We start from the raw sequence: 20,332 nt of genomic DNA on the forward strand, positions 1-20,332 counted from the left end.
CCTGGCACACATGGGTAGCACCCAGCGCAAACATGAAGTCACGATCAACCACCGCACCATCAACCTTGACCGCACCACCACTCAACAAGTCCCGCGCCTGCGCCGAGTTCTTCACCAGGCCAGCCCGGTTCAGTACGGCAGCAATCGGCAGGCTTTCGCCCGCAGCCACTTCGATTTCCGGCAGATCTTCCGGCAGCTCGCCTTCCTTCATACGGTTACCCGCGGCACGGTGAGCATTGGCCGCAGCCTCCTCGCCATGGAAGCGCGCAACGATCTCTTCCGCCAGCTTGATCTTGATGTCGCGTGGGTTGGCACCATTGGCGACGTCGGCACGGAACTGCTCGATCTCTTCCATCGAACGGAAGCTCAGCAGTTCGAAGTAGCGCCACATCAGGGTATCCGGGATCGACACCAGCTTGCTGTACATCACCCCCGGCGCTTCCTGGATACCTACATAGTTACCCAGCGACTTGGACATCTTCTTCACGCCGTCGAGCCCTTCGAGCAGCGGCATGGTCACGATGTTCTGCGCTTCCTGGCCATAGGCGCGCTGCAGCTCACGCCCCATCAGCAGGTTGAACTTCTGGTCAGTACCACCCAGCTCGACATCCGCCTTCAGCGCCACCGAGTCATAACCCTGCACCAGCGGGTACAGGAACTCGTGGATGGCAATAGGCTGGTTGGTGGTGTAGCGCTTGTCGAAGTCATCACGCTCGAGCATGCGCGCCACGGTGTACTGCGACGCCAGACGAATGAAGTCGGCCGGGGTCAGCTTGTCCATCCAGGTGGAGTTGAACGCGACCTCGGTCTTGGCCGGGTCGAGGATCTTGAACACCTGCTGCTTGTAGGTCTCGGCGTTTTCCAGCACCTGCTCGCGGGTCAGTGGTGGGCGAGTGGCGCTCTTGCCGCTCGGATCGCCAATCATGCCGGTGAAATCACCGATCAGGAAGATGACCTGGTGCCCCAGGTCCTGGAACTGGCGCAGCTTGTTGATCAGCACCGTATGCCCAAGGTGCAGGTCAGGCGCGGTCGGGTCGAAGCCGGCCTTGATGCGCAGAGGCTGGCCGCGCTTGAGCTTCTCCACCAGTTCCGACTCGACCAGTACTTCTTCCGCACCGCGCTTGATAAGCGCCAGCTGCTCTTCAACCGACTTCATAGACAAACCCGCAAGGCTCAGATTCAGGGGGAGCCAACCATACAAGATCGGCCGTCAATTACAAGTTTCGCAAAGGAATGTGACCCGAGCACAGGCTTGCGGCGTCTACGCGCCCTTGCGTGAAAATGGATTTGGTTATATTTTATACAGTTATTTCATCTTCATCATGTCATTCATCTTTTCCATTTCACCTTATTCAAAGTCACCTTGCCCATGACCAACGAACCGCCTAAAGCGCCCCCGCTTTATCCGAAAAGCCATCTGTTGGCCGCCAGCGGCATCGCCGCCCTGCTCAGCCTGGCCCTGCTGGTGTTTCCTTCCAGCGAAGTGGAAGCCAAGAAAACCACCCTCAATCTCGAGCTGGAGAGCCCTGCCGAGCAGTTGAAGGACGAATCCCGCGCTGCGCCTCTGGTGCAGGCAGACGGTGAGCAAGGCTCGCCATTCGCCCAAATCGAAGAGGCCACCCCCGAGACCCAGAAGGCCGAGCAGGAAGCCCCTGCCGCCGAACCGGTCGTCGAAACCGCCAAGCAACCCAGCCACCGCGAAGTCACCGTGGCTCGGGGCGATACCCTGTCCACCCTGTTCGCCAAGGTCGGCCTGCCGAGCAACGCAGTGCACGACCTGCTGGCCAGCAACAAGCAGGCCAAGCAGTTCAGCCAGCTCAAGCACGGCCAGGTCCTGCAGTTCGAGCTCGACAAGGACGGCCAGCTGGCCAGCCTGCACAGCAAGGTCAGCAACCTCGAAACCATTCGCCTGACCAAGACCGACAAGGGCTATACCTTCAACCGCGAAATCAGCAAACCGGTTGTACGTACCGCCTATGCCCACGGCGTTATCAAAAGCTCGCTTTCGGCCTCGGCCCAGCGCGCCGGCCTGTCCCACAGCATGACCATGGACATGGCGCGCGTGCTGGGATACGACATCGACTTTGCCCAGGACATTCGCCCAGGCGATGAATTCGACGTGGTCTACGAGCAGAAGGTAATGGACGGCAAGGTCGTCGGCACCGGCAACATCCTGTCTGCACGCTTCACCAACCGCGGCAAGACCTACACCGCCGTGCGCTATACCAACAAGCAGGGCAACACCAGCTACTACACCGCCGATGGCAACAGCCTGCGCAAGGCCTTCATCCGCACCCCGGTCGACTTCGCCCGCATCAGCTCGCGCTTCTCCGCCGGCCGCAAGCACCCGATCCTGAACAAGATCCGTGCTCACAAAGGCGTCGACTACGCCGCCCCACGTGGCACTCCGATCAAGGCAGCCGGTGATGGCCGCATCGAGCTGGCCGGGCGCCGCGGTGGTTACGGCAATACCGTGATCATCCAGCACGGCAACCGCTACAAGACGCTGTACGGCCACATGCAGGGCTTTGCCAAGGGCATCAAGACCGGCGGCTCGGTCAAGCAGGGCCAGATCATCGGCTATATCGGCACCACCGGCCTGTCCACCGGCCCGCACCTGCACTACGAGTTCCAGGTCAACGGTGTGCACGTCGACCCGCTGAGCCAGAAAGTGCCGATGGCCGACCCGATCGCCAGAAACGAGCGCCAGCGCTTCCTGCAGCAGAGCCAACCCCTGATCGCCCGCATGGATCAGGAAAAGGCCACCCTGCTCGCAGCGAACAAGCGCTAAGCCCATGGCGCTCTACCTGGGGGTAATGTCCGGCACCAGCCTCGATGGCCTGGACATTGCCTTGATCGAACAAGGCGAGCAGCTCGAACTGCTCGCCACCCACTACCTCCCCATGCCCGGCGACCTACGCCAGGAGTTGCTGAGCCTTTGCAGCAGCGGCCCTGACGAAATCGCCCGCGCTGCGCTGGCAGAAAACCGCTGGGCCAACCTGGCAGGTGAAGGCATCCGCCAACTGCTGGCCAGGCAGGGGCTGCAGGCCGGAGCCATCCGCGCCATCGGTAGCCACGGCCAGACCATCCGCCACGAACCTGCACGCGGCTTTACCGTGCAGATCGGCAACCCGGCGCTGCTGGCCGAGCTTACCGGTATCAGCGTGGTCGCCGACTTCCGCCGTCGCGATGTGGCGGCCGGTGGACAAGGAGCGCCACTGGTGCCTGCCTTCCATGAAACCCTGTTCAGCCACCTGGGCCAGCGCCTGGCCATTCTCAACGTGGGCGGTTTCAGTAACCTCAGCCTGATCGAATACGACAAGCCAGTCCACGGCTTCGACTGCGGCCCGGGCAACGTGCTGCTGGATGCCTGGATCGAGCGCAAGCGCGGCCAGGCCTACGATGCGGATGGGGCCTGGGCTGCCTCGGGCGTGGTGCAGGCCGACTTGCTCAGCGCACTGCTGGCCGACCCGTTCTTCGCGGGCAGCGGCCCGAAGAGCACCGGCCGCGAAGTATTCAACCTACCCTGGCTGGATGGTCACCTGGCCCACCTACCCGCTTACCGCGACGAGGACGTACAGGCAACATTGCTGGAACTGACCGCACGCAGCATCATCGACTCGTTGTGCAACGCCCAGCAAGGCACCGAAACGCTGCTGGTCTGCGGTGGCGGTGCGCGCAACGGCGCCCTTATGACACGCCTCGGCCAGTTGCTCCCCGGCGCCCGTGTCGCCAGCACCGGCGCCCATGGCGTGGACCCGGACTGGGTCGAAGCCATGGCCTTCGCCTGGCTGGCCCACTGTTGCCTGGAAGGCATCGCTGCCAATCGTCCTAGCGTGACAGCAGCCAAGGGCCTGCGCGTACTCGGCGCAATATACCCGGCCTGAACGTTACGCCAGAAAGCAAAACGCCGCGCAATTGCGCGGCGTTTTCGTATGGCCAGGCCTCAGATCGAGAACGAGGAGCCGCAGCCACAGGTGGTAGCAGCGTTCGGGTTCTTGATCACGAAGCGCGAGCCTTCCAGGCCTTCCTGGTAATCCACTTCGGCGCCGGCCAAGTACTGGAAGCTCATCGGGTCGACCACAAGGGAAACACCTTCGCGCTCGACGATGGTGTCGTCTTCGGCCACGTCCTCATCGAAGGTGAAGCCATACTGGAAGCCCGAGCAGCCGCCACCGGTGACGAACACGCGCAGCTTCAGACGATCGTTGCCTTCCTCGGAAACCAGGTTCTTCACCTTTTGCGCAGCGCCGTGGGTGAATTCCAAAGCGGTGGGGGTGAAGGTTTCGACGCTCATGTTGATTCTCCCGGCGTGGTAGCCGCCATAAAACTCGATGACGCGCATTATCCGCTTTCCCGAGAAAATCGGTCAAGAATTGTGCGGCTTTAGTAGCGACCTACAAAAAGGCCCGCATGACGCGGGCCTTTTCGAACGCTGGCGGCTTACGGCAGCAGGCCGGCGTGGGACAAGCCCATGCGCTCGTCCAGGCCGAACAGGATGTTGAGGTTCTGCACCGCCTGACCGGACGCACCCTTGACCAGGTTGTCGATCACCGACAGCACCACCACCAGGTCACCACCTTGCGGGCGATGAACGGCGATGCGGCAGACGTTGGCACCGCGCACACTGCGGGTTTCCGGGTGGCTACCAGCCGGCATCACGTCGACGAACGGTTCATTGGCGTAACGCTTCTCGAACAGCGCCTGCAGGTCGACCGAGGTGTCGGCGACAGTAGCGTACAGGGTGGCGTGGATTCCACGGATCATTGGCGTCAGGTGCGGCACGAAAGTCAGGCCGATATCCTTGCCAGCAGCCTGGCGCAGGCCCTGGCTGATTTCTGGCAGGTGGCGATGCCCCTTCACTGCGTAGGCTTTCATGCTTTCACCGGCTTCGCAGAACAGCGAGCCCACCGCCGCACCACGGCCAGCGCCGCTGACACCCGACTTGCAGTCGGCGATCAGGCGAGACGGGTCGGCCAGGCCAGCTTCCAGCAGCGGCAGGAAGCCCAGCTGGGTGGCGGTCGGGTAGCAACCCGGCACAGCGATCAGGCGTGCCTGGCGAATCTTCTCGCGGTTGACTTCAGGCAGGCCGTATACCGCGTCCTTGAGCAGCTCTGGCGCACCGTGCGGCTGGCCGTACCACTTGCCCCACTCGGCGGCGTCCTGCAGGCGGAAGTCGGCGGACAGGTCGATCACCTTGGTACCTGCCGCCAGCAGTTCGCCAGCCAGGGCGTGGGCAACACCGTGCGGGGTGGCGAAGAACACCACATCGCAGGCGGCCAAGGTCTTGCTGTCCGGCACGCTGAATGCCAGTCCGTCATAGTGGCCGCGCAGGTTCGGGTACATGTCCGCCACTGCAACGCCCGCCTCGGAGCGCGAAGTGATGACCGCCACTTCGGCCTGTGGATGCTGTGCCAGCAGACGCAACAGTTCGACGCCGGTGTAACCCGTGCCGCCGACGATACCGACCTTGATCATAACGCTTGCCCCTTATCAACGAGCCGTCTGGAAAGCGCACGATAATAGGGGCGCAAGGCGCCTGTAACAACTCTTCGGGTGACCCTTCGGGCGCTTGACCACTACTATCTGACGACCGTGAATACCTGAAGGAACTCCCCCCATGCTTTATCTATGGATCAAAGCGCTGCATATCGTCAGCGTGGTCTGCTGGTTCGCCGGCCTGTTCTACCTGCCGCGGCTGTTCGTCTACCACACCCAAAGCCAGGACAGCATCAGCCAGGAACGCTTCGTGACCATGGAGCGCAAGCTGTATCGCGGCATCATGAACCCGGCGATGATCGCAACCTACGTGTTCGGCGCATGGATGCTCTACCTCACCCCCGGCTGGCTCAGCCAGGGCTGGCTGCATGCCAAGCTGACCCTGGTCATCCTGCTGACCATCTACCATCACATGTGCGGCGCCCAGCGCAAGCGCTTCGCCAGCGGTAGCAACACCCGCAGCCACGTCTACTATCGCTGGTTCAACGAAGTACCCGTGCTGTTCCTGCTGGGTATCGTAATTCTGGTGGTGGTCAAACCGTTCTGACATAGCCACCCGCTCAAGGAGCCTTGCCATGTCGTTACCTGCCTCCCTCGAACAAAGCCTGCGCCTGCCCGTGGTTGCTGCACCGATGTTCCTGATCTCCAACCCCAGGCTGGTACTGGCCTGCTGCTCCAGCGGTGTGGTCGGTAGCTTCCCGGCCCTGAACCAGCGCGACAGCGCCGGCTTCAAGGCCTGGCTGGAGGAAATAGAGGCAGGCCTGGCACAGCTGCAGGCGCCAGCACCCTATGCCGTCAACCTGATCGTCCACCCGACCAACCCGCGCCTGCAGGCCGACCTGGCGTTGTGCGTGGAACACCGCGTACCGATCGTCATCACCAGCCTCGGCGCGGTGAAGGAAGTGGTCGATGCCGTGCATGGCTACGGCGGCCTGGTGTTCCACGACGTCACCACCCGCCGCCATGCCGAGAAAGCCGCCGAAGCCGGTGTCGATGGCCTGATCGCCGTTGCTGCTGGCGCAGGCGGCCATGCGGGCACCTGGAGCCCGTTCGCCCTGGCCGCGGAGATCCGCCAGTTCTTCGACAAGACCCTGCTGCTGGCAGGCTGCCTCAACCACGGCCACGAGATCCTCGCCGCGCAAATGCTGGGTGCGGACCTTGCGTACATGGGCACCCGCTTCATCGCCACCGCAGAAAGCCAGGCCCCGGGCGCCTACAAGCAGATGCTGCTCGATTCCCATGCCGCCGACATCATCCATACCCCGGCGGTGTCCGGCGTCCCTGCCAGCTTCCTGCGCCCAAGCCTGGAGCAGGCTGGCTATGACATGGAAGCCCTCAAGGGTGGCCACGAGCAAGGCAAGCTCAAGCCGATCGACGACGAGGCCAAGGCCTGGAAAAACGTGTGGTCGGCGGGCCAGGGGGTCGGCAGTATCGACGACCTGCCCAGCGCCAGCGCGCTGATCGAACGGCTGCATGACGAGTACCGGGACGCCCTGGAGCGCTGCCAGGCCCTGCGCGCCGGTAGCCACTAGCAAAAGGCAACACCTTGCCCGACCACGCTGTACACTAGGCGCCCTCTTCAGCCCCCAGGAGCCTAGCATGACCCGTTACGCCATGATCACTGGTGCTTCCAGCGGCTTGGGCCTGGCCCTGGCGGAAGCCCTGGCGCGGCGCGGGCGCAACCTGATCCTGGTGGCACGCCAGCGTGAAACGCTGGAGCCGGTGGCCATAGAACTGACCCAACGCTTCGGTGTCGAGGTGCTGTTCCGTGCCTGCGACCTCAGCCAGCCGTTACGCCTGTCGGGCTTCGTGCTGGAACTGGAGGAGGGCGAGCGACGCATCGACCTGTTGGTCAATTGTGCCGGCCTGCGCACCTACGGGCCATTCCTGGCCCATGAGTGGGCCGACGAGCAGGACCTTCTGGAAGTCAACGTGCTGGCCCTGAGCCGCCTGTGCCACGCCATCGGCAACTTGATGGCCGTACAGGGCGGCGGGCAAATCCTCAATGTCGCCGGCCTGGCCGGGGTGGCGCCAGGCCCGTGGATGGCCGCCTATGCCGCCAGCAAGGCCTATGTGCTGAGCTTCTCCCAAGCCTTGCGTGAAGAACTCAAGCGCACCGGCATCAAGGTTTCGGTACTGTGCCCCGGCCCGGTGCGCTCCTCGCGCCGGCGCATTCCGCGGCTGGATGGCAAGCCACGCTGCCTCAGCCCTGAGGAAGTGGCGCTGTACACCGTGCGCGCGCTGGACAAGAACCGCGCTCTGATCCTGCCCGGCCGGCGCAACCGCTGGCTGGCGTTCGCTCCGCGCCTGCTGCCGCGCTGGCTGGCGCGCAAGCTGGCCGGGGCCATCCACCGCCGTTATTGCCCGCTCGGCATGGAATAGCTACTGGGCGAGCGGCGCCTGGCTGAGTACACTCGGCCCGACCCTCACCATGGAGCAAGTGCTGTGGACGATTTATTCATCAAGATCATCAACCGGGAAATCCCGGCGAAGATCATCTACGAGGACGACCAGGTTCTGGCGTTCCACGATATAGCCCCCCAGGCGCCCGTGCATTTCCTGGTCATCCCGAAAAAGCACATCCGTACCCTCAATGACTTGACCGAAGAAGACAAAGGCCTGGCCGGTCACATCTTGTTCACCGCCCAGCGCCTGGCCAAGGAACTTGGCTGCGAGGAGGGTTTCCGCGTAGTGATGAACTGCAACGAGCAAGGCGGCCAGACCGTCTACCACATCCACATGCACGTGCTTGGCCAGCGCCAGATGCACTGGCCACCGGGCTGATCCACGGCAAGCGACCCTGCCACTATTGCGGTAAACTGTCGGGCACATTCTTGCGGAGGTGCCCGATGGCTACCGAACGTCACTACTCGCCGCTCGACCGCTTGTTGCTGCAGGCCGATACCGCCATGCGCACCTTGCTGCCCTTCAGCGGCCAACCCGCCCGTCCATCGCCGGCCATCGTCCAGCCGGACGTCGACCTGGACGAACAGCAGGCCCGCCATGTTGCCGGGCTGATGCGTATCAACCACACCGGCGAAGTCTGCGCCCAGGCGCTGTACCAGGGCCAGGCCCTGACCGCCAAGCTGCCCGAAGTGCGCAAGGCCATGGAACACGCCGCGGAGGAAGAAGTGGACCACCTGGCCTGGTGCGAACAGCGCATTCGCCAGCTGAACAGCCACCCCAGCGTGCTCAACCCGTTGTTCTACGGCATGTCGTTCGGTATCGGTGCACTTGCCGGGCTGGTAAGCGACAAGGTCAGCCTGGGCTTCGTCGCCGCCACCGAGCATCAGGTGTGCAAGCACCTCGACGAGCACCTGGAGCAGATCCCGCAGGAAGACGAAAAGTCCCGGGCCATCCTCGAACAGATGCGTATCGATGAGGAACAGCACGCCGAGTCTGCACTGGAAGCCGGCGGTTATCGCTTCCCCGCCCCTGTTCGCTTTGGCATGAGCCTGTTGGCCAAGGTCATGACCAAGAGCACCTACCGTATCTGAAGGCATCACCATGACGGACCGTTTCGACGCCAAGGACCTGGCGCGCGCCGTGCAAGCCGGCATTCTCCAGCAGGGACAGGACCAGGCCCTGCTGGCCTTCCTGCGCCAGCAGCCGGCACAGCGCGGCAGCTTCCAGCTGGCCCATGTCGCTTTCTACTTCGGCGCGATGCTGATCATGGCAGCAATGGGCTGGTTGCTCACCGAAGCCTGGATGCGCATCGGCGATTGGGCGCTGCTGGTCATCGCCAGCCTCTATATCCTGCTGCTCACGCTGTTCGCCATTAACCTGCAACGGCGCGTCCAGCCGGTCGCGGCTGGGGTGCTGGCGGCAGTCGCGGTCAGCATAGTGCCATTGGCGGTGTTCGCCATCGAACGGCTGGCCGGCTGGTGGCCAATGGATGATGCGCAGGCTAACTATCACCAGTACTACACCTACGTGCAGGGCGGCTGGCTGGCAATGGAAGCAGCCACGGTACTAGCCGGGCTGTTGATGCTGAGGCTGATCCCCTACCCATTCATCGTCATGCCGATTGCCGTGGCCTTGTGGTTCATGTCGATGGACCTGAGCGAATGGTTTTTCGGCTCGCCATTCAGCTGGGATCAGCGCCGCGAGGTTTCGCTGTGGTTCGGGCTCGGGTTACTGGTGGTGTTCGTCGGGATGGACGGCCGCACCCGCGAAGACTATGCCCACTGGGGCTACCTGGCCGGACTGGCGGCATTCTGGGGCGGACTTACGCTGGTGGACAGCGGCAGCGAGCTGGGCAAGGCCCTGTACTGCCTGATCAATATTGCCCTGATGGCTATGGCGGTGCTGTTGCGTCGGCCGGTGTTCATGGTATTCGGGGCGTTGGGCGTGGCGGCTTACCTGGGGTACCTGTCGTACGAGGTGTTTGCCGACTCGCTGCTGTTCCCGGTGGTGGTGACCCTGATCGGGCTGGGGGTTATCGGGCTGGGGCTGGTTTACCAGAAGCGGCGGGAGCGATTGAGCCGGGTAATGCGCGGCTGTTTGCCGGGATGGGTGCGTGCTGCGCTGCCGGCGCTTCGCAGCTGAAATTGTCGGGGCCGCTCTGCGCCCCATCGCCGGCAAGCCAGCTCCCTCCTCGACCGCATTGACCTCAAGCCATGTGCTATCCCTGTGGGAGCTGGCTTGCCGGCGATGGGCTGCAATGCAGCCCCCAAAATTTGCTGTTCAACTCAGCTCTACAATCTCGTACCCGTGGGTAATCTCAACCCCGGCACGCTCGAGCATGATCGAAGCCGAGCAATACTTCTCCGCCGACAGCTCTACCGCACGCTTGACCTGGGCCTCCTTCAGCCCACGCCCCTTCACCACGAAGTTCATGTGGATCTTGGTGAACACCTTCGGGTCTTCGCTGGCACGCTCGGCCTCCAGGAACGCCTCGCAGCTTTCCACCGCCTGGCGCGACTTCTTCAGAATGCTGACCACGTCAAAGCTGCTGCAACCACCCAGGCCCAGCAACAGCATTTCCATCGGGCGCACGCCCAGGTTACGGCCACCGGCCTCGGGCGGGCCGTCCATCACGACGACATGGCCGCTCCCCGATTCGCCGAGGAACATAGCCTCACCGGCCCACTGGATACGTGCCTTCATCTACCCGGACTCCTGATTTTCGGAAAAGGGTGTCAGCTTAGACCTTGTGCGGCCGTGGGAAAAGCACGAGTCGTGTCGGTTTAGTACCGAAACATCCTGTAGTGTCTGATAAGCTGGCGCCAAATGACTGGCGCGCCCCGCCAGCCAACCTTTATAAAAAGCCTCTGCGTCATATCGAACAGGATTTCGTGATGGTTGCTTCCGCCCTACCCGCCAAGATCAAGAACATCGACAAACTGCTGGTGCACTGCCAGCGCCGTCGCTATACCGCCAAAAGCAACATCATCTGCGCCGGCGACCGGGCCGAGACACTGTCGTTCATCATCAAGGGTTCGGTCACCATCCTCATCGAGGACGATGACGGCCATGAAATGATCATCGCCTATCTCAACAATGGCGACTTCTTCGGCGAGCTGGGCCTGTTCGAACCGGTCGAGGGTGAACAGCAGCGCAGTGCCTGGGTACGCGCCAAGACCGAATGCGAAGTGGCCGAAATCAGTTATGAGAAGTTTCGCGAACTGGCGCGCCAGGACCCGGAAATCCTCTATGCCCTGGGCAGCCAGATGGCACAGCGCCTGCGCAACACCACGCGCAAGGTCGGCGACCTGGCGTTTTTTGACGTTACCGGGCGTGTCGCCCGTTGCCTGCTGGAGCTGTGCAAACAACCCGACGCCATGACCCACCCCGATGGCATGCAGATCAAGATCACTCGCCAGGAAATCGGCCGCATCGTCGGTTGCTCGCGGGAGATGGTCGGCCGCGTCCTCAAGGATCTTGAAGAACGCAGCCTGGTGCAGGTCAAAGGCAAGACCATGGTGGTCTACGGTACCCGCTAGTCCTTGGGCAGGTCGGCCAGCACCTTGGCATAGGCCTGCGACAGCCGCTCGAACCATGGGGCTGCAGGCGCCACTTCGTGCAGGGCGATGTGCGCGTCGGCGCGGCAGCGCTGCTCCAGCTCACAGCACTCGTTGAAGCGGTTGACCGCCGCCACCATCGATTCACGCTCGTTGTCCAGCAGCAGCGCACCGTGCACCAGCACCACCGGGCGCTTGCCGCCCAGCCCCTGGCGCCAACGCTGGGCGGTGCCTACCAGTTTGCGGCCATTGAGGTTGACGTTGTAGCGCCCATCGCAGAAGGCACCGTCGATTTCGCCCACCGACGCCACCCCGCCCCACTCGCGCAGCACATCACACAGCGGCAAGCACAAGCGCTCGTAGGCATTTTCGATACGGCCGTGGTCGCCTTCGCTGCGGGGGGCAGCATAGACCAGGGCAACATTCACCGTGGAGTGTGATTGCGGCACCGGCTCGCCGCCGGTTTCACGCAGCAGCACCGGCCAGCCGGCAATCGCCAGCTCCGAGCAGGCGGCTTCGAAGTTGTCCAGACGGCTCATGCGCCGGGGCATGACCAGGGCGTGGTCGGTCGGGCGCCAGAACAACACGCCACTGTCGCGCTCGCCGCGGCAGACGGCGGCCAGCAATTCCTGTTCGGCGTGCAGGCCTTGTTCTACGGTCAGGGCCAGGGGTTGATCGGTCATTGATCCACCTATGTTGTTGTTTTCGATGGCCTCTTCGCGGGTAAACCCGCTCCCACAGGGTATCGCAGATCCCAAAGGCAGTGATCATCCTGCGGGAGCGGGCTTACCGAAGCGTCGGACAGCCGCGAAAGGCCATTACAGGCATACAAAAAAGCCGGCAATAACGCCGGCTTCATTTGATCAGTCCAGTTGCTGAACAGTCTTCTTCACCTGTTCAGGGAAGAACAACCGCTGTAGCTCCAGCCCCGGCTGCTCGGCGCGCATGAACGCCTCACCGACCAGGAAGGAGTAGACCTCGTTGATCTCCATCAGCTCCACATCGGCACGGTTCAAGATGCCACTCTCGGTAATCGCCAGGCGATCACGCGGAATACGCGGCAGCAGGTCGAGGGTGGTTTCCAGGCTGACCTCGAAGGTGTGCAGGTTACGGTTGTTCACCCCCACCAGCGGAGTATCCAGGGTTTTCAACGCGCGCTCCAGCTCATCGCCGTCGTGCACTTCCACCAGCACGTCTAGGCCGACACCCTTGGCCGTGGCCGCCAGTTCTGCCATCTTCACGTCATCCAGCGCCGACACGATCAGCAACACACAGTCCGCGCCCAAGGCCCGGGCCTCGACGATCTGGTACGGGTCGACCATGAAGTCCTTGCGAATCACCGGCAGCGACACTGCCGCGCGGGCCTGCTGCAGGTACTCGTCGGCACCCTGGAAGTAATCCACATCGGTCAGCACCGACAGGCAGGTCGCCCCGCCCTTCTCGTAGCTGACGGCGATTTCCGCCGGCACGAAATGCTCGCGAATCACGCCTTTGCTCGGCGAGGCCTTCTTGATTTCGGCAATCACCGCTGGCTGCTTGCGCGCGGCTTGCTCAATGAGGGCCTTGGCAAAGCCACGCGGGGCGTCGGCAGCCTTGGCCAGGCCCTCCAGTTCGGCGAGGCTGACGCGCGCGCTGCGCTCGGCCACTTCCTGAAACTTGCGGGCAATGATCCTTTCCAGCACCGTCGGCACACTCATGCGTCGTTCTCCACCTTGAATACTGCAGTAAAGGCACCCAGCTCCTGCAGCTTCTCCCAGGCCAGCCCGGTGTGCAGTACGTCGTGGGCCAGTTCCACACCGGCTTTCAGGCTCATGGCATGGTCAGCGGCATACAGCGCCGCGCCCGCATTGAGCACGATCATCTCGGCGGCCTTCTGGCCGTTTTCGGTCTTGCGCCGGCCCAACGCATCGCGGATCAGCTCCAGCGAAGCCTGCGGGTTCTCGACGGCCAGGCCGTGCAGGCTCTGGCTCTTCATGCCGAGGTCTTCCGGCTCGACCCAGTATTCTGTGATTTCGCCATTCTTCAGTTCGGCGACGAAAGTCGGCGCGGCCAGGCTGAACTCGTCCAGGCCGTCCTTCGAGTGCACCACCAGCACGTGCTTGCTGCCCAGGCGCTGCAGTACTTCAGCCAAGGGGCGGCACAGGGTCTGGGCGAATACACCGACCACCTGGTGCTTCACCCCGGCCGGATTCGTAAGCGGGCCGAGCATATTGAACAGGGTACGCAGCCCCAGGTCGCGACGCGGGCCGGCAGCATGCTTCATGGCCGAGTGATGGCTTTGCGCGAACATGAAGCCGATGCCCAGGCTGTCGATGCAGCGGGCCACTTGGGTGGGCGTCAGGTTCAGGTAGATGCCGGCGGCCTCCAGCAGGTCGGCACTGCCGCTCTTGCCCGATACCGCGCGGTTGCCATGCTTGGCCACGGTGCAACCCGCCGCCGCCAGGACGAACGACGAGGCGGTGGATACGTTGAAGATGTTGGCGCCATCACCGCCGGTACCGACGATATCGACCACGCCATCGAGACTTTGCAGTTCGACCTTGTCGGCCAGCTCGCGCATCACCGACACCGCACCGACGATCTCGTCGATGCTTTCGCTCTTCATGCGCATGCCCATCAGGAAGGCGCCGATCTGCGCTTCGCTGCACTGGCCGGTCATGATCTGGCGCATGACGTCGCGCATTTCTTCAGTAGAAAGGTCCAGCTGGCCGACGATACGGCTCAACGCACTCTTGATATCCATGTTCGATCCTTAGCGGCGGCCGCCGGTCTGCTTGAGGAAGTTGGCGAACAGTTCGTGGCCCTGTTCGGTCAGGATCGACTCGGGGTGGAACTGCACCCCTTCGATATTCAGCGTTTTGTGACGCAGGCCCATGATCTCGTCGACCGAACCGTCAGCATGGGCGGTCCAGGCAGTCACTTCCAGGCACTCGGGCAAGGTTTCGCGCTTTACCACCAGCGAGTGGTAACGGGTCACGGTCAATGGGTTGTTAAGGCCGGCGAACACGCCCAGGTCACGGTGATGTACGGGGCTGGTCTTGCCGTGCATCACCTGGCGGGCACGTACCACATCGCCGCCAAAGGCCTGGCCGATGGACTGGTGGCCCAGGCATACGCCAAGTATCGGCAGCTTGCCGGCAAAGTGCAGGATGGCTTCGATGGACACGCCCGCCTCGCTCGGCGTGCACGGCCCTGGAGATACGACGATGCGCTCGGGGTTGAGGGCTTCGATCTGGGCGATGGTCATTTCGTCATTGCGAATGACCTTTACCTCGGCACCCAGCTCGCCAAGGTACTGAACGACGTTGTAAGTGAATGAGTCGTAATTGTCGATCATCAGTAACATCGGGTTAAACCTCTTGAATCTACTGACTTCAGAATTCGAACCTTTCTGCACCAGCCAACAGGCGCGGCTTTGCCACAAAGGGCGGTAGACAGGAAGGCAAACGGGGGCGGGCCGGACGGGCCGGCAGGGGATAAAGTCAGGCGCGCCAACGCCAACGGGCGTGGGCCTTGATTACGCGCATCAAGAGTTTGCTGACGATCAACACAGGATAGGTCTCGCTCATACGTCCCGGCACAGTAGCCTACCGGGGCGGCGGGCGCAATATGCCTGTAAACACGGGGAAACGAATGGACTTGGGAGGGATGCACGGCGATTTGCTAAGGTCGATGGGGTTGTCCTGATAAAAACAAAGAAAAGGATGTTCCCTGATGCGAAAAGCACCGTTATTGCGCTTTACCCTCGCCTCATTGGCGTTAGCCTGCAGCCAGGCCTTCGCGACACCCTCGCCCTACTCCAGCATGATCGTGTTTGGTGACAGCCTCAGCGACGCCGGGCAGTTTGGCGGGGTACGCTTCACCAACCGCGATGCCAATGGCAATTATGCGCCAGTGTCACCGATGATCCTGGGCGGGCGGCTCGATGTGAACCCGACCGAGCTAGGCCCTTCCACCTCTCCGGTCAATCCGGTGCTGGGCCTTCCCGACGGCAACAACTGGGCAGTCGGTGGCTACACCACCCAGCAGATCCTGGACTCGATCACCACTACCTCGGAGACCGTCATCCCACCAGGGCGCCCCGGCGCCGGGCTGGTATTGCGTGATAAACCGGGCTACCTGGCCAACGGCCTGCGCGCCGACCCCAACGCGTTGTATTACCTGACTGGCGGCGGCAATGACTTCCTGCAAGGCCTGGTCAACAGCCCGGCCGATGCCGTGGCCGCTGGCGCCCGCCTGGCCGCCAGCGCCCAGGCCCTGCAGCAAGGCGGCGCCCGCTACATCATGGTCTGGTTGCTGCCTGACCTCGGGCAGACACCGAACTTCAGCGGTACGCCGCAACAAAACCCACTGTCGCTGCTATCCGGCGCGTTCAACCAGTCGTTGCTCAGCCAACTGGGGCAGATCGATGCCGAGATCATTCCACTGAACATCCCTGTGCTGCTGAGCGAAGCGCTGGCCAGCCCCGATCAGTTCGGCCTTGCCAGCGGCCAGAATCTGGTCGGCACCTGCTACAGCGGCGAAGGCTGCGTGGAAAACCCGGTGTACGGCATCAACGGCGCCACGCCAGACCCGACCAAGCTGCTGTTCAACGACTCGGTGCACCCGACCATCGCCGGCCAACAACTGATTGCCGACTACGCCTATTCGATCATTGCCGCCCCCTGGGAACTGACCTTGCTCCCGGAAATGGCCCACGCCAGCCTGCGCGCTCACCAGGACGAATTGCGCAACCAGTGGCAGACACCCTGGCAGGCAGTTGGCCAGTGGCAGGCCTTCGTTGCCACCGGCGCCCAGGACCTGGACTTCGACGGCCAGCGCAGCGCGGCCAGCGGCGACGGCCGCGGCTACAACCTGACCCTGGGCGGCAGCTATCGTCTGAACGATGCATGGCGCCTGGGCCTGGCCGGAGGCGTGTACCGGCAGAAGCTGGAAGCCGGCGCACAGGACTCGGACTACAAGCTGGACAGCTACCTTGCCAGCGCCTTCGCCCAATACCGGCAGGACCGCTGGTGGGCCGACGCGGCGCTGACCGCCGGGCACCTGGACTACAGCGACCTCAAGCGCACCTTCGCCCTTGGCGTGAACGACCGCAGCGAAAAGGGCGACACCGATGGCGAGGCCTGGGCGATGTCGGGGCGGCTGGGCTACAACCTGGCAGCCGAGAGCAGCAGCTGGCAGCTGGCGCCGTTCATCAGCGCCGACTATGCGCGGGTGAAAGTGGATGGCTATGACGAGAAGAGCGGGCGTTCGACGGCGCTGGGCTTCGATGATCAGGAACGTACATCACGCCGTTTGGGCGTAGGGTTGCTGGGCAGTTTGCAGGTGCTGCCGAGTACCCGGCTGTTCGCCGAGGTGGCGCAGGAGCACGAGTTCGAGGATGACCAGCAGGATGTGACGATGCACCTGACCAGCCTGCCAGCGAATGACTTCACCCTGGCCGGGTATACGCCGCACAGCGACCTGACCCGGGCGAGCCTGGGGGTGAGCCATGAAGTGGTGGCGGGGGTGCATTTGCGCGGCAACTACAACTGGCGCAAGAGCGATGAGTTGACGCAGCAGGGGGTGAGTTTGGGCGTCAGCGTCGACTTTTGAATTGATGGGGCCGCTTTGCGGCCCTTCGCGGGCTCGCCCGCTCCCACGGGTATTGCACAGGCCTTGCAGCATGTGATTTCCCTGTGGGAGCGGGCATGCCCGCGAAGGGCTGCAACGCAGCCCCGATCAACTTACTTGGCCGAAGTCTGCTCAGCCAACGCCACCGCGCGGAACATCGCCCGGCGCTTGTTGATGGTTTCTTCCCACTCCAGCGCCGGCACCGAGTCGGCAACGATGCCGCCCCCGGCCTGCACATGCAGCTCACCGTCCTTGATTACCGCGGTACGGATGGCAATGGCGGTATCCATGTTGCCGTTCCACGCGAAGTAACCGACAGCACCACCGTAAACACCACGCTTGACCGGCTCCAGTTCGTCGATGATCTCCATCGCACGAATTTTCGGCGCCCCCGAAAGCGTCCCGGCCGGCAGGATCGCCCGCAGCGCGTCCATCGCAGTCAGCCCTTCGCGCAGCTGGCCAGTGACATTGGACACAATGTGCATCACGTTGGAGTAACGCTCGATCACCATCTTTTCGGTCAGGCGCACGCTGCCAGTCGAGGACACGCGACCGACGTCGTTACGGCCCAGGTCGATCAGCATCAGGTGCTCGGCAATTTCCTTGTCATCCGACAGCAGGTCGTCTTCCAGCGCGCGGTCGGCCTCTTCGGTAGCACCACGCGGGCGGGTGCCTGCAATCGGGCGCACGGTGACCAGGTTGTCCTCGACGCGCACCAGCACCTCGGGCGAGCTGCCGACAACATGGAAGTCGCCAAAGTTGAAGAAGTACATGTACGGCGTCGGGTTGAAGCAGCGCAGCGCGCGGTAAAGGTCGATAGGCGCAGCCTTGAAGTCGATCGACATGCGCTGCGACGGCACCACCTGCATGCAGTCACCGGCCAGGATGTATTCCTTGATGCGGCCGACGGCGTTCTCGTAATCCTCGCGGGTATAGCTGGAGCGGAACTCCGGCTCGGCAGCCTGTGGGCCACTCAGGTTCAGGCCACGGCGTGGGGTGATCGGCTGACGCAGGGTTTCCAGCAGGCCTTGCAGACGCGCCTGGCCCTGTTCGAAAGCCTGCTCTTGAGCCGGGTCGACCAGCACGATCGCGTGCATCTTGCCCGCCAGGTTGTCGAACACCACCACCGCGTCGGACACCATCAGCAGGATATCCGGTACGCCCAGCGGGTCCGGGTTGGGGCTGGCCCCCAGGCGCTTTTCCACATAGCGCACGCAGTCGTAGCCGAAGTAGCCGACCAGGCCGCCGTTGAAGCGCGGCAGGCCAGGGATATCAGCGACCTTGTAACGGTCTTTGAAGGTTTCGACGAAGGCCAGCGGGTCTTCGACATCGTGGCTTTCAACCTCCACGCCATCCTGCAGGATGCTGACGTGGTAACCGTGCACACGCATCACGGTGCGCGACGGCAGGCCGATCATCGAGTAACGGCCCCATTTCTCGCCGCCTTGCACCGATTCGAGCAGGTACGAGTTGGGCTGGTCGGCCAGTTTCAGGTAGATCGACAGCGGCGTGTCGAAGTCGGCCAGGGTTTCGCAGGCCAGGGGAATGCGGTTGTAGCCGGCAGCGGCCAGGCGCAGGAATTCTTCGCGGGTCATGAGTAGCCTCGTGGCAAGCAGCAATAGGTCAGGCAAACGGACGGGCCGGCACGCGCCGGCAGGCTCAAGTCAGGCGCGCCAACGCCAACGGGCCAGGGCCTTGATGACTTTCATCCAGAATTTGCCGGTAACCGCCACGGTGGACTCTCTGTCTTGTGAGGCTTGAAGGTCCGCCAACGTTATCCCAGTGGCCGGGTCTGCGCAACCGGGCAGCAATGCGCGCAGGTCGTCGATCACCAGACTGGGGGACTCGTCGTGGATCGGCCGGCCGTGGTTGTAGCCGTAGGTCAGGCCCACGCACTTTACGCCAGCCGCCTTGGCTGCCAGCACGTCACTGCGTGAATCGCCGACGAACAGCGACTGCTGAGGGGTGACACCGGCCATTTGCATGACGAACAGCAGCGCCGCAGGGTCGGGCTTTTTCTGCGGCAGGGTGTCGCCGCCGATGATCCAGCGGAAGTAGTTGCCAATCTTCATCTGGTCCAGCAGCGGGCCAACGAAGCGCTCGGGCTTGTTGGTGATCAGCGCCATTTCCACGCCCTGCTTGCGCAGCCAGCGCAGGGTGTCCTGCACACCGGGGTAGACCACGGTCAGTTCGTGGCTTTCGGCATAGGCGTCCATGAACAGCGCCAGCGCCTGGTCGGCCAGCGCATCGTCCACGGTGGCGTGGTCGATGCCACCGGCCAGCGCCCGGCGCACCAGCACCTGGGCGCCGTTGCCCACCCAGTGGCGCACCGCGTCCAGACCGGCAGGCGGGCGCCCCAGTTCGAGCAGCATGCGGTCCACGGCGGCGGCCAGGTCTGGCACGGAATCGATCAGGGTACCGTCCAGATCGAACATCACCAGCCTGGGCAGCGTCCCCGGGAACAGCTGCTCGAAGCCGCTCATGCGCGGGCCTGAGCCAGTTCGGCACGCATCCTGGCGATGACTTCCTGGTAGTCCGGGGCGTTGAAGATCGCCGAGCCGGCCACGAAGGTGTCGGCGCCAGCGGCAGCGATCTCGCGAATGTTGTTGACGTTGACGCCACCGTCGATTTCCAGGCGGATATCACGGCCGCTGGCGTCGATCAGCGCACGCGCCTCGCGCAGCTTGTCGAGGGTGCCAGGGATGAACTTCTGCCCGCCGAAGCCTGGGTTGACGCTCATCAGCAGCACCATGTCGACCTTATCCATCACGTACTTCAGCGCGTCCAGGCTGGTGGCCGGGTTGAACACCAGGCCGGCCTTGCAGCCACCGTCCTTGATCAGCTGCAGCGAACGGTCGATGTGCTGCGAGGCTTCCGGGTGGAAGGTGATGTAGGTGGCACCAGCTTCGATGAAGTCGCCGATGATGCGGTCGACCGGGCTGACCATCAGGTGCACGTCTATCGGGGCGGTGACGCCGTACTTGCGCAGGGCGGTGCAGACCATCGGGCCGATGGTCAGGTTGGGGACGTAGTGGTTGTCCATGACATCGAAGTGGACGATGTCGGCACCCGCGGCCAATACCTTGTCGACATCCTCGCCCAGACGGGCGAAATCGGCGGAGAGAATGGAGGGGGCAATAGCGTAGGGCTGCATGGCGCACCTGTTGGCAGAATCACGGTGGCGCGCATTGTAACCCAGGGAAGCGGATGAAGGCTGATTAGCATCAACCTGTACTGGCCTCTTCGCGGGTAAAACC

21 protein-coding genes are annotated in these 20,332 nt (G+C 63.2%); 10 read left to right on the forward strand and 11 right to left on the reverse strand.

Translation table 11 applies throughout. The features are described 5' to 3' along the window. Nucleotides 1–1,156: tyrosine--tRNA ligase (tyrS, locus tag ACK1U9_RS08655; RefSeq protein WP_449109829.1), on the reverse strand; the 1,156-nt coding region annotated here is incomplete at its 3' end. Nucleotides 1,157–1,369: 213 nt separating this feature from the next. Here tyrS and ACK1U9_RS08660 point away from each other — a divergent pair. Together ACK1U9_RS08660 and ACK1U9_RS08665 are read left to right on the forward strand one after the other, a co-directional pair. Continuing rightward, nucleotides 1,370–2,791: a peptidoglycan DD-metalloendopeptidase family protein gene (locus ACK1U9_RS08660; RefSeq protein ID WP_135001526.1), complete on the forward strand. Its 1,422-nt coding sequence runs from the start codon at nucleotides 1,370–1,372 to the stop codon at nucleotides 2,789–2,791. A 4-nt stretch (nucleotides 2,792–2,795) separates the two neighbouring features. Next, nucleotides 2,796–3,887: an anhydro-N-acetylmuramic acid kinase gene (locus tag ACK1U9_RS08665; protein WP_046614396.1), complete on the forward strand. Its 1,092-nt coding sequence runs from the start codon at nucleotides 2,796–2,798 to the stop codon at nucleotides 3,885–3,887. Nucleotides 3,888–3,946: 59 nt separating this feature from the next. Here the strand turns inward: ACK1U9_RS08665 and erpA are convergent, their stop codons facing one another. Beyond that, nucleotides 3,947–4,297, reverse strand: coding sequence for an iron-sulfur cluster insertion protein ErpA (gene erpA, locus ACK1U9_RS08670; protein ID WP_015268740.1), 351 nt, complete (start codon nucleotides 4,295–4,297; stop codon nucleotides 3,947–3,949). 146 nt (nucleotides 4,298–4,443) lie between these two features. Next, nucleotides 4,444–5,478 carry an N-acetyl-gamma-glutamyl-phosphate reductase gene (gene argC / locus ACK1U9_RS08675; protein ID WP_046614397.1) on the reverse strand — a complete coding sequence of 345 codons (1,035 nt, stop codon included), beginning with the start codon at nucleotides 5,476–5,478 and terminating at the stop codon, nucleotides 4,444–4,446. Nucleotides 5,479–5,620: 142 nt separating this feature from the next. Between argC and hemJ the strand changes: the two genes are divergently transcribed. The 6 genes from hemJ to ACK1U9_RS08705 all read left to right on the forward strand — a co-directional run bounded on the left by hemJ (nucleotide 5,621) and on the right by ACK1U9_RS08705 (nucleotide 10,047). Beyond that, the gene (gene hemJ, locus ACK1U9_RS08680; RefSeq protein WP_046614398.1) at nucleotides 5,621–6,046 is read left to right on the forward strand and encodes a protoporphyrinogen oxidase HemJ; all 426 of its coding nucleotides are present in this window, start codon (nucleotides 5,621–5,623) and stop codon (nucleotides 6,044–6,046) included. A 28-nt stretch (nucleotides 6,047–6,074) separates the two neighbouring features. Further along, nucleotides 6,075–7,031 (forward strand): NAD(P)H-dependent flavin oxidoreductase, encoded by a 957-nt coding sequence (locus ACK1U9_RS08685; RefSeq protein ID WP_046614399.1) that lies wholly within the window; start codon nucleotides 6,075–6,077, stop codon nucleotides 7,029–7,031. A 67-nt stretch (nucleotides 7,032–7,098) separates the two neighbouring features. Then, the gene (locus ACK1U9_RS08690) at nucleotides 7,099–7,881 is read left to right on the forward strand and encodes an SDR family NAD(P)-dependent oxidoreductase (protein ID WP_046614400.1); all 783 of its coding nucleotides are present in this window, start codon (nucleotides 7,099–7,101) and stop codon (nucleotides 7,879–7,881) included. Between the two features lie 63 nt (nucleotides 7,882–7,944). After that, nucleotides 7,945–8,283, forward strand: a complete 339-nt coding sequence (locus ACK1U9_RS08695) for a histidine triad nucleotide-binding protein (RefSeq protein WP_013970615.1) — start codon at nucleotides 7,945–7,947, stop codon at nucleotides 8,281–8,283. A 65-nt stretch (nucleotides 8,284–8,348) separates the two neighbouring features. Continuing rightward, nucleotides 8,349–8,996 carry a 2-polyprenyl-3-methyl-6-methoxy-1,4-benzoquinone monooxygenase gene (gene coq7, locus ACK1U9_RS08700; RefSeq protein ID WP_025337477.1) on the forward strand — a complete coding sequence of 216 codons (648 nt, stop codon included), beginning with the start codon at nucleotides 8,349–8,351 and terminating at the stop codon, nucleotides 8,994–8,996. 10 nt (nucleotides 8,997–9,006) lie between these two features. Continuing rightward, a complete protein-coding gene (locus tag ACK1U9_RS08705; protein ID WP_046614401.1) occupies nucleotides 9,007–10,047 on the forward strand; it encodes a hypothetical protein in 1,041 nt (346 codons plus the stop codon). Between the two features lie 138 nt (nucleotides 10,048–10,185). Here the strand turns inward: ACK1U9_RS08705 and ACK1U9_RS08710 are convergent, their stop codons facing one another. Beyond that, on the reverse strand, nucleotides 10,186–10,608 hold the full coding sequence (locus tag ACK1U9_RS08710; RefSeq protein WP_449109830.1) for an OsmC family protein: 423 nt from the start codon (nucleotides 10,606–10,608) through the stop codon (nucleotides 10,186–10,188). Between the two features lie 191 nt (nucleotides 10,609–10,799). On the opposite strand from ACK1U9_RS08710, the gene crp reads away from it, so the two are divergent. After that, nucleotides 10,800–11,444, forward strand: a complete 645-nt coding sequence (gene crp / locus ACK1U9_RS08715) for a cAMP-activated global transcriptional regulator CRP (RefSeq protein WP_012270218.1) — start codon at nucleotides 10,800–10,802, stop codon at nucleotides 11,442–11,444. Here the strand turns inward: crp and ACK1U9_RS08720 are convergent. The 4 genes from ACK1U9_RS08720 to ACK1U9_RS08735 form a co-directional block, all read right to left on the reverse strand. Beyond that, entirely contained in the window at nucleotides 11,441–12,145 is a 705-nt protein-coding gene (locus ACK1U9_RS08720; RefSeq protein ID WP_449109831.1) for a lipoate--protein ligase family protein, read from the reverse strand. The genes crp and ACK1U9_RS08720 overlap by 4 nt on opposite strands. A 180-nt stretch (nucleotides 12,146–12,325) precedes the next feature. Next, nucleotides 12,326–13,159 (reverse strand): indole-3-glycerol phosphate synthase TrpC, encoded by an 834-nt coding sequence (gene trpC, locus ACK1U9_RS08725; RefSeq protein WP_284386100.1) that lies wholly within the window; start codon nucleotides 13,157–13,159, stop codon nucleotides 12,326–12,328. Beyond that, nucleotides 13,156–14,205: an anthranilate phosphoribosyltransferase gene (trpD, locus tag ACK1U9_RS08730; RefSeq protein WP_449109832.1), complete on the reverse strand. Its 1,050-nt coding sequence runs from the start codon at nucleotides 14,203–14,205 to the stop codon at nucleotides 13,156–13,158. Before trpD ends, trpC begins: the two co-directional genes overlap by 4 nt. A 9-nt stretch (nucleotides 14,206–14,214) precedes the next feature. Next, a complete protein-coding gene (locus ACK1U9_RS08735) occupies nucleotides 14,215–14,808 on the reverse strand; it encodes an aminodeoxychorismate/anthranilate synthase component II (RefSeq protein ID WP_003259809.1) in 594 nt (197 codons plus the stop codon). A 368-nt stretch (nucleotides 14,809–15,176) separates the two neighbouring features. Between ACK1U9_RS08735 and estP the strand changes: the two genes are divergently transcribed. After that, nucleotides 15,177–17,057 (forward strand): esterase EstP, encoded by a 1,881-nt coding sequence (estP, locus tag ACK1U9_RS08740; protein ID WP_108481028.1) that lies wholly within the window; start codon nucleotides 15,177–15,179, stop codon nucleotides 17,055–17,057. Between the two features lie 131 nt (nucleotides 17,058–17,188). Here the strand turns inward: estP and trpE are convergent, their stop codons facing one another. From trpE to rpe, 3 genes are all read right to left on the reverse strand, one after another. Continuing rightward, on the reverse strand, nucleotides 17,189–18,670 hold the full coding sequence (gene trpE / locus ACK1U9_RS08745; protein ID WP_108481027.1) for an anthranilate synthase component I: 1,482 nt from the start codon (nucleotides 18,668–18,670) through the stop codon (nucleotides 17,189–17,191). Between the two features lie 69 nt (nucleotides 18,671–18,739). Then, nucleotides 18,740–19,558 (reverse strand): phosphoglycolate phosphatase, encoded by an 819-nt coding sequence (locus tag ACK1U9_RS08750; RefSeq protein ID WP_085600126.1) that lies wholly within the window; start codon nucleotides 19,556–19,558, stop codon nucleotides 18,740–18,742. Further along, complete coding sequence (gene rpe / locus ACK1U9_RS08755) at nucleotides 19,555–20,229, reverse strand: ribulose-phosphate 3-epimerase (protein WP_046614408.1); 675 nt, start codon at nucleotides 20,227–20,229, stop codon at nucleotides 19,555–19,557. Before rpe ends, ACK1U9_RS08750 begins: the two co-directional genes overlap by 4 nt. Nucleotides 20,230–20,332: the final 103 nt, after the last annotated feature.

The organism is Pseudomonas sp. XP1, from assembly GCF_053557675.1.

What these genes read in the sequence shown, in the direction of transcription:
- ACK1U9_RS08660 (WP_135001526.1), top strand. Translation starts at nt 1,370, where the DNA reads ATGACCAACGAACCGCCTAAAGCGCCCCCGCTTTATCCGAAAAGCCAT.
- ACK1U9_RS08665 (WP_046614396.1), top strand. Translation starts at nt 2,796, where the DNA reads ATGGCGCTCTACCTGGGGGTAATGTCCGGCACCAGCCTCGATGGCCTG.
- erpA (WP_015268740.1), bottom strand. Translation starts at nt 4,297, where the DNA reads ATGAGCGTCGAAACCTTCACCCCCACCGCTTTGGAATTCACCCACGGC.
- argC (WP_046614397.1), bottom strand. Translation starts at nt 5,478, where the DNA reads ATGATCAAGGTCGGTATCGTCGGCGGCACGGGTTACACCGGCGTCGAA.
- hemJ (WP_046614398.1), top strand. Translation starts at nt 5,621, where the DNA reads ATGCTTTATCTATGGATCAAAGCGCTGCATATCGTCAGCGTGGTCTGC.
- ACK1U9_RS08685 (WP_046614399.1), top strand. Translation starts at nt 6,075, where the DNA reads ATGTCGTTACCTGCCTCCCTCGAACAAAGCCTGCGCCTGCCCGTGGTT.
- ACK1U9_RS08690 (WP_046614400.1), top strand. Translation starts at nt 7,099, where the DNA reads ATGACCCGTTACGCCATGATCACTGGTGCTTCCAGCGGCTTGGGCCTG.
- coq7 (WP_025337477.1), top strand. Translation starts at nt 8,349, where the DNA reads ATGGCTACCGAACGTCACTACTCGCCGCTCGACCGCTTGTTGCTGCAG.
- ACK1U9_RS08705 (WP_046614401.1), top strand. Translation starts at nt 9,007, where the DNA reads ATGACGGACCGTTTCGACGCCAAGGACCTGGCGCGCGCCGTGCAAGCC.
- ACK1U9_RS08710 (WP_449109830.1), bottom strand. Translation starts at nt 10,608, where the DNA reads ATGAAGGCACGTATCCAGTGGGCCGGTGAGGCTATGTTCCTCGGCGAA.
- crp (WP_012270218.1), top strand. Translation starts at nt 10,800, where the DNA reads ATGGTTGCTTCCGCCCTACCCGCCAAGATCAAGAACATCGACAAACTG.
- ACK1U9_RS08720 (WP_449109831.1), bottom strand. Translation starts at nt 12,145, where the DNA reads ATGACCGATCAACCCCTGGCCCTGACCGTAGAACAAGGCCTGCACGCC.
- trpC (WP_284386100.1), bottom strand. Translation starts at nt 13,159, where the DNA reads ATGAGTGTGCCGACGGTGCTGGAAAGGATCATTGCCCGCAAGTTTCAG.
- trpD (WP_449109832.1), bottom strand. Translation starts at nt 14,205, where the DNA reads ATGGATATCAAGAGTGCGTTGAGCCGTATCGTCGGCCAGCTGGACCTT.
- ACK1U9_RS08735 (WP_003259809.1), bottom strand. Translation starts at nt 14,808, where the DNA reads ATGTTACTGATGATCGACAATTACGACTCATTCACTTACAACGTCGTT.
- estP (WP_108481028.1), top strand. Translation starts at nt 15,177, where the DNA reads ATGCGAAAAGCACCGTTATTGCGCTTTACCCTCGCCTCATTGGCGTTA.
- trpE (WP_108481027.1), bottom strand. Translation starts at nt 18,670, where the DNA reads ATGACCCGCGAAGAATTCCTGCGCCTGGCCGCTGCCGGCTACAACCGC.
- ACK1U9_RS08750 (WP_085600126.1), bottom strand. Translation starts at nt 19,558, where the DNA reads ATGAGCGGCTTCGAGCAGCTGTTCCCGGGGACGCTGCCCAGGCTGGTG.
- rpe (WP_046614408.1), bottom strand. Translation starts at nt 20,229, where the DNA reads ATGCAGCCCTACGCTATTGCCCCCTCCATTCTCTCCGCCGATTTCGCC.